The sequence below is a fragment of the Methylobacterium sp. B1 genome (genome assembly GCF_000333255.1).
Taxonomy (GTDB): Bacteria; Pseudomonadota; Alphaproteobacteria; order Rhizobiales; family Beijerinckiaceae; genus Methylobacterium; species Methylobacterium fujisawaense.
On the sequence record NZ_BACT01000498.1, the window covers coordinates 1 to 6,217 of the forward strand.

4 protein-coding genes and 2 pseudogenes are annotated in these 6,217 nt (G+C 71.4%); 2 read left to right on the forward strand and 4 right to left on the reverse strand.

Annotated features, from left to right (window positions below):
• Positions 1–83 (forward strand): annotated as a pseudogene (locus I53_RS35920) (methionine biosynthesis protein MetW); the annotation flags it as partial.
• Between the two features lie 80 nt (positions 84–163).
• On the opposite strand, the pseudogene I53_RS14505 reads toward I53_RS35920, so the two are convergent.
• The 4 genes and pseudogenes from I53_RS14505 to I53_RS14520 all read right to left on the reverse strand — a co-directional run.
• A pseudogene (locus I53_RS14505) lies at positions 164–937 on the reverse strand (MFS transporter); the annotation flags it as partial.
• Between the two features lie 148 nt (positions 938–1,085).
• Positions 1,086–4,682, reverse strand: a complete 3,597-nt coding sequence (gene mfd / locus I53_RS14510) for a transcription-repair coupling factor (RefSeq protein ID WP_043351866.1) — start codon at positions 4,680–4,682, stop codon at positions 1,086–1,088.
• Between the two features lie 274 nt (positions 4,683–4,956).
• Positions 4,957–5,187: a hypothetical protein gene (locus I53_RS14515; RefSeq protein ID WP_043351867.1), complete on the reverse strand. Its 231-nt coding sequence runs from the start codon at positions 5,185–5,187 to the stop codon at positions 4,957–4,959.
• Positions 5,188–5,212: 25 nt separating this feature from the next.
• On the reverse strand, positions 5,213–5,509 hold the full coding sequence (locus I53_RS14520) for a succinate dehydrogenase assembly factor 2 (protein WP_043351869.1): 297 nt from the start codon (positions 5,507–5,509) through the stop codon (positions 5,213–5,215).
• Positions 5,510–5,721: 212 nt separating this feature from the next.
• On the opposite strand from I53_RS14520, the gene I53_RS14525 reads away from it, so the two are divergent.
• The coding region (locus I53_RS14525) for an alcohol dehydrogenase catalytic domain-containing protein (protein WP_043351870.1) at positions 5,722–6,217 on the forward strand (496 nt) is incomplete at its 3' end.

The following is a 6,217-nucleotide window of genomic DNA, read 5'->3' on the forward strand; positions in this document are numbered from 1 at the left end:
GGTTCTCCATGCCCTGGTGGGTCTGGAACCTGTTCGGCGCGCAGGGCGTGTTCCTGCTCCGCCGCGAGGACGCCGGAAGCTAGCGCGCGAACGCGGCGCCGCCTCGGCGCCGCGTCCTGTAGGGGCCCTGGATCACCGTCCGCCGCGTTCCGAGGCGCCGGGATCGGAAGCCCGCGACCAGCGCCAGCACCGGCACGGCCAGCGGCCCGAGCCGGGCGAGGAGGTCGCGGATCGGCGCCCAGACGGTCTCGACGAAGCCGCCGGTGGCGGGCGTCTCGGGGGCGGGGGGCTCGGGGGCGAGCAGGGCCGCGATCGTGCCGGGGGCCATCAGGGCCGCCATGCACAGGTAGGCGGCGCGCCAGCCATAGGCGTCGGACAGGTAGAGGGCGCCCGCCCCCGCCGCGAGGTTGCCGATCCGGTAGCCGATCTCCGACCACGACGACATCAGCGCCTGCCGCTCCGGGGGCGCGGCGGTGATGCGCCAGCCGTCGATCACCACGTCCTGGGTGGCGCCGGCCACGCCGAGCGCCAGGGAGAACGCCACCGTCCAGGCGAGCCAGTGGGCCGGATCGCCGAAGGCGACGCCCGCGAGCGCCAGGGCCACCAGGATCTGCGTGGCGACGATCCAGCCCCGGCGCCGCCCGAGCCAGCGGCCGATGAGCGGCGCGTCGTGGCGGTCGAGGAAGGGGGCCCAGAGGAACTTGAGCTTGTAGGCGATGGTCAGCTCGCTCATCAGCCCGATCGTGGCGAGCGGCACCTGCGCCTGGACGAGCCACGCCGACTGGGTCGCGTAGACGAGCAGGAACGGGATGCCCTGCGCGAAGCCGAGCCCGAGCACCGCGGCGACGCGCCGGTCGGTGAACAGGGGCGTGAGGAAGGCGTTTTTCTCGGATCTTGCCGGATCGGACGGGGCGCTGGCTGCGGCCGGGTTTGCCATCCACGCGTCTCCTGGGATTCGCGACGGAGAGAGCAGAGATGGGCGGGCGGTGCAACACACACGGCTTTCCAACCTGCCCCCTCATCCTGAGGTGCCGAGGCCCGCTGACGCGGGCACCTCAGGATGAGGGAGTCTATCGGGCGGATCGTTACGCCGCCTTCTTCCCCCGCTCGGCGATCTTCACGAGGCTGCGCAGCACCTCGGTGGCGGTCTTGAGCCGGGCCGGGACCGTATTCAGCTCGCGCACGAACACGACGCTCATGTCGGGCCGCACCTTCGCGAAGGAGGCCTGCTCGGCCACGTAGGCGACGAGCCCCTGCGGGTTGGCGTAGGAGCGGTCGCGGAAATGGACCACCACGCCCTTCGGCCCGGCCTCGACCTTCTCGACATTCGCCTTGAGGCAGAGGATCTTGATCGTGCCGATCTTGAGGAGTTGCTCCACCTCCGGCGGCAGCGGCCCGAACCGGTCGATGAGTTCGGCGCCGAAGCTCTCCATCTCGGCATCGTCCTGGAGGGTGGCGAGGCGCCGGTAGAGCGCGAGCCGCGCGCCGAGATCCTCCACATAGGTCTCCGGGATGGTCACCGGGGCGCCCAGCGCGATGGTCGGCGACCACGCCTCCTCGGGCACGTCCTCGATGCCGGCCTTGAGCGCCGTCACCGCGTCCTCCAGCATCTGCTGGTAGAGTTCGTAGCCGACCTCCTTGATGTGGCCGGACTGCGCGTCGCCGAGCAGGTTGCCGGCGCCGCGGATGTCGAGATCGTGGCTCGCGAGCTGGAAGCCCGCGCCCAGGGTGTCGAGGCTCTGGAGCACCTTGAGGCGCTGCTCGGCCTGGGCGGTGAGCTGGCGGTTCGCCGGCGTGGTGAACAGCGCGTAGGCCCGGGCCTTCGAGCGACCGACCCGGCCGCGCAGCTGGTAGAGCTGGGCCAGCCCGAACATGTCGGCCCGGTGGACGATCAGCGTGTTGGCGGTGGGGATGTCGAGGCCCGATTCCACGATCGTGGTCGAGAGCAGCACGTCGAACTTGCCCTCGTAGAAGGCCGTCATCACGTCCTCGAGCTGGCCGGCCGCCATCTGGCCGTGGGCCACCGCGACCTTGATCTCGGGCATCTCGGCGTCGAGGAATTTCTTGACCTCCGCCAGATCCTCGATCCTGGGAACCACGTAGAAGGACTGGCCGCCGCGGTAGCGTTCGCGCAGCAGGGCCTCCCGGATGGTCAGCGGGTCGAAGGGTGTCACGAAGGTGCGCACCACCAGCCGGTCCACCGGCGGCGTCGCGATGATCGAGAGCTCGCGCACCCCCGTCATGGCGAGCTGGAGCGTGCGCGGGATCGGCGTCGCCGACAGCGTCAGCACGTGGACGTCGGCCTGGAGCGCCTTCAGCCGCTCCTTGTGGGCGACGCCGAAATGCTGCTCCTCGTCCACGATGATCAGGCCGAGATCCTTGAAGGCGATGTTCTTGGCCAAGAGGGCGTGGGTGCCGACCACGATGTCGACCGTGCCGGCGATGAGCCCCGCCCGCGTCTGCTTCATCTCCCCGGCGGAGGCGAAGCGGGAGAGCTGCGCCACCTGGACCGGCAATCCTTTGAAGCGCTCCGCGAAGGTCCGATAGTGCTGGCGGGCCAGCAGCGTCGTGGGGACGATCACCGCCACCTGCTTGCCGGAGATCGCCGCCGCGAAAGCGGCGCGCAAAGCCACCTCGGTCTTGCCGAAGCCGACATCGCCGCAGACCAGCCGGTCCATCGGCCGGCCGGCATTGAGGTCGTCCAGCACCGCGTCGATCGCGTTGGCCTGGTCCTCGGTCTCCTCGAACGGGAAGCGGGCGGCGAATTCCCCGTAGAGCCCCTCCGGCGCCTTGAGGGCCGGCGCCTTCCGGACGAAGCGCTGGGCCGCGACCTTGATCAATTCGCCCGCCATCTCGAGGATGCGGCGCTTCATCTTGGCCTTGCGGGCCTGCCACGCGCCGCCGCCGAGCCGGTCGAGGGCGACCTCGGAATCCTCCGAGCCGTAGCGGGTCAGGAGCTCGATATTCTCCACCGGCAGCAGCAGCAGGCCGCCGGTGTATTGCAGCTCCAGGCAATCGTGCGGGGCACCCGCGGCGTGGATCGTCTTGAGGCCGACGAACCGGCCGATGCCGTGGTCGGCATGGACCACGAGGTCGCCGGGCTGGAGCGCCTGCACCTCCAGGATCACGTCCTGGGGTCTCTTGGCCTTGCGCTTCTGGCGGACCAGCCGGTCGCCCAGGATGTCGCCCTCGGAGACGACGGCTAGCTCGCCCGCGATGAAGCCCGCCTCCAGGCCCCAGACGGCGACCGCCGCGTCGGTGCCGCGCTTGAGCGCGTAGACGTCGGTGAGCCGGGTGATCGCCACCGGCTTCTTGAGGCCGTGGTCGGTGAGCACGCCGCAGAGCCGGTCGCGGGATCCGTCGGACCAGGCGCCCAGGATCACGTGATGACCGGATCCCTGGAGGTCGCGGATATGCGCCACCGCGGCGTCGAACACGCTGGCATTCTCGTCGGCCCGCTCGGGGGCGAAGCTCCGCCCGGCCTTGGCGCCGCAATCGATCACGGCGCGCTCCGCGGATTCGGGCTGCGCAAAGGGCGTCAGCCGCGCCACCGTGGCGGTGGCGATCCGCTCCTTCAGCTCGTTCGGCGTCAGGTAGAGGGCCCGGGGCGGCAGCGGCTTGTAGGGAGCGACGCCGGCCTGCGGCGTCTTCATCGCGCCCTCGCGGGCCTGGTAATAATCCTGGACGAGGCTGATCCGCTCGGCGGCGGCGTCTTCGACCTGCGGGTCGAAGACCAGCGGCACGCCGCCGAGATAGTCGAACAGCGTGTCGAGGTGGTCGTAGAACAGCGGCATCCAGTGCTCGAGGCCGGCGTAGCGGCGCCCCTCGCTCACGGTCTCGTAGAGCCGGTCGTCCCGGGTCGCCGCGCCGAAGCTCTGGATGTAGCCCTGGCGGAAGCGCCGGATCGTCTCGGTGGTGAGCTGGACCTCGCTCATCGGCATCAGGTCCAGCGAGCGGAGCTGCCCGGTGGTGCGCTGCGTCTCCGGATCGAAGGCGCGGATCGATTCCAGCGTGTCGCCGAAGAAGTCGAGGCGGATCGGCGCGGCTAAACCCGGCGGCGATAGGTCGAGGATGCCGCCGCGCACCGCATACTCGCCGGTGTCGCGCACGGTGCCGGTGCGCAGGAAGCCGTTGGCCTCGACCCAGGCGACCACGTCGTCCATGGACACGACGTTGCCGATCGCCGCCGAGAACGCCTCCTTGGCGATGTGGGTGCGGGGCGGAACCCGCTGCACCAGGGCGTTGACCGTGGTGCAGAGGATCCGCGGGCGGTCCTCGGCGGAGCGGGTGCGGGCGAGGCGGGCGAGCGCCGTCATCCGGGCGGCGGCCGTGGCCGTGGTCGGCGAGACCCGGTCGTAGGGCTGGCAATCCCAGGCCGGCAGGCTCATCACGTCCATCTCGGGCGCGACGAAGCCGAGCGCCGCCTGGAACGAGGCCGAGCGTCCGGAATCCCGCGCCACGTGGACCAGCACGGCCGGCGCGTCGACGGTGGGCGCCAGGGCGCGGGCGAGGTCGGCGAGCGCCAGCGCGTCGAAGCCCTCCGGGGCGTTCGCCAGGACCGGGCTGTCGCCGCGCTTCAGGGCGTCGATCGCCCGGGCGAGCGCCGAGGATTTCGGCAGGGCGAAGCGCGCGACCTGCGGCTTGGCGGCGGGGGCGGGGGGCTTCGGCTGAGGCTTGGCCATCGGGTCTTTCGCGGGAAATCCCGCCGGGCGCGTCAGGGGTAGAGGTCGGGTGGCGTTAGCCGATCGGGCCGCCGCGATAAAGCATGGCGGCGGCGGCCGGGCGGCGGGACAGAGCCTATATGGACGCTCCGTCGCGGCAGGGAACGGCCCTGCGCCGATGGGCGGCCGATCGTCGGTGAGCCGGGCGCAGGATGGCGCGCGGGTCCCCTCTCCCGCATGGAAGAGGCCGCGGCCCGCGCCGCGTCGGGGCCGGGGATACCCCGGCGCACGCCCCTCAGGCGTCCGGCCCGACGATCTCCGCCAGCGCCGCCTCGACCCGGCCGCGGAAGAAATCCGCGTTGGGCATGTGCTCGGTCATCGCCCCGGCGCGCACCGTCGCCTGCCGCAGGATCTCGGCGCGGAGCGCCGGATCGGAGCGCTCCATCATCTCCAGCATGATCCGCACCACCAGCTCTGTGGCGATCGACCGGGCCGGGTGATCGTAGTTGGGCTTGGGTTCGTCCATCGCGGGCACTCTCGACCGGTCGCTCTCAGGAATGGATCGGCGCGTCGTGCCGGTGGAACGCCCGCACCCGCCGCCAGACCGACGTGTCGTAGTTCGACGGCGTCTCGACCTCGCCGGTGAGCCACTTGAACAGGTCGCGGTCCGGCACCTCGATCAGCGCCTCGAACTGGTCGAGTTCCGCCTCCGACAGGTCGCCGATCTCGGCATCGGCGAAGCGGCCCATGATCAGGTCCATCTCGCGGATGCCCCGGTGCCAGGCGCGGTAGAGGAGGCGGCGGCGGCGCGGATCGAGGTCGGCGCTCGTGCGGGTGGTGCCGGACATGGATCTCGGACCTCGGCTGAGGAAGGGCAGGAGCAGGGACGAGGGCTAGATAGGCGCCCGGGACCGGCGGATCCAGAACGGCGGCGCCCCTGGGCGGGTTACAACCGGCGCACGGGCGGCGTACGGGGGCCCAAAAACGAATTGCCTCCGGCGGGCGCTCCGTTATCTCGGGCTGCAACGCCCCGGACGGGGCGGCGAGCGGGAGCAGGACGATGCCGAAGGCGATCCGGGTCTACGAGTACGGCGGCCCCGAGGTGATGCGCTTCGAGGACGTGCCCCTGGCCGAGCCCGGCCCCGGGCAGATCCGCGTCAAGCAGGCCGCCATCGGCGTCAACTTCATCGACATCTACTTCCGCACCGGCGCCTACAAGTCCCCGCACATGCCCTACACCCCCGGCAAGGAGGGCGCCGGCACCGTCACGGCGGTGGGCGAGGGGGTCTCGCAGTTCAAGCCCGGCGACCGGGTCGCCTACGGCTCGGTGGCGGACGGCTGCTACGCCGAGGAGCCGGTGATCCCGGCCTCCGCGGCCGTGCCGATCCCCGAGGGGGTCGACGAGAAGACCGCCGCCGCCATGATGCTCAAGGGCCTGACCGTCGAGTACCTGCTGCACCGGACCTACGCGGTGAAGCCCGGCGACACGATCCTGTGGCAGGCGGCCGCCGGCGGCGTCGGCCTGATCGCCTGCCAGTGGGCCAAGCACCTCGGCG

Coding starts and splice junctions, on each gene's coding strand:
- mfd (WP_043351866.1), bottom strand. CDS start 4,682: ATGGCCAAGCCTCAGCCGAAGCCCCCCGCCCCCGCCGCCAAGCCGCAG.
- I53_RS14515 (WP_043351867.1), bottom strand. CDS start 5,187: ATGGACGAACCCAAGCCCAACTACGATCACCCGGCCCGGTCGATCGCC.
- I53_RS14520 (WP_043351869.1), bottom strand. CDS start 5,509: ATGTCCGGCACCACCCGCACGAGCGCCGACCTCGATCCGCGCCGCCGC.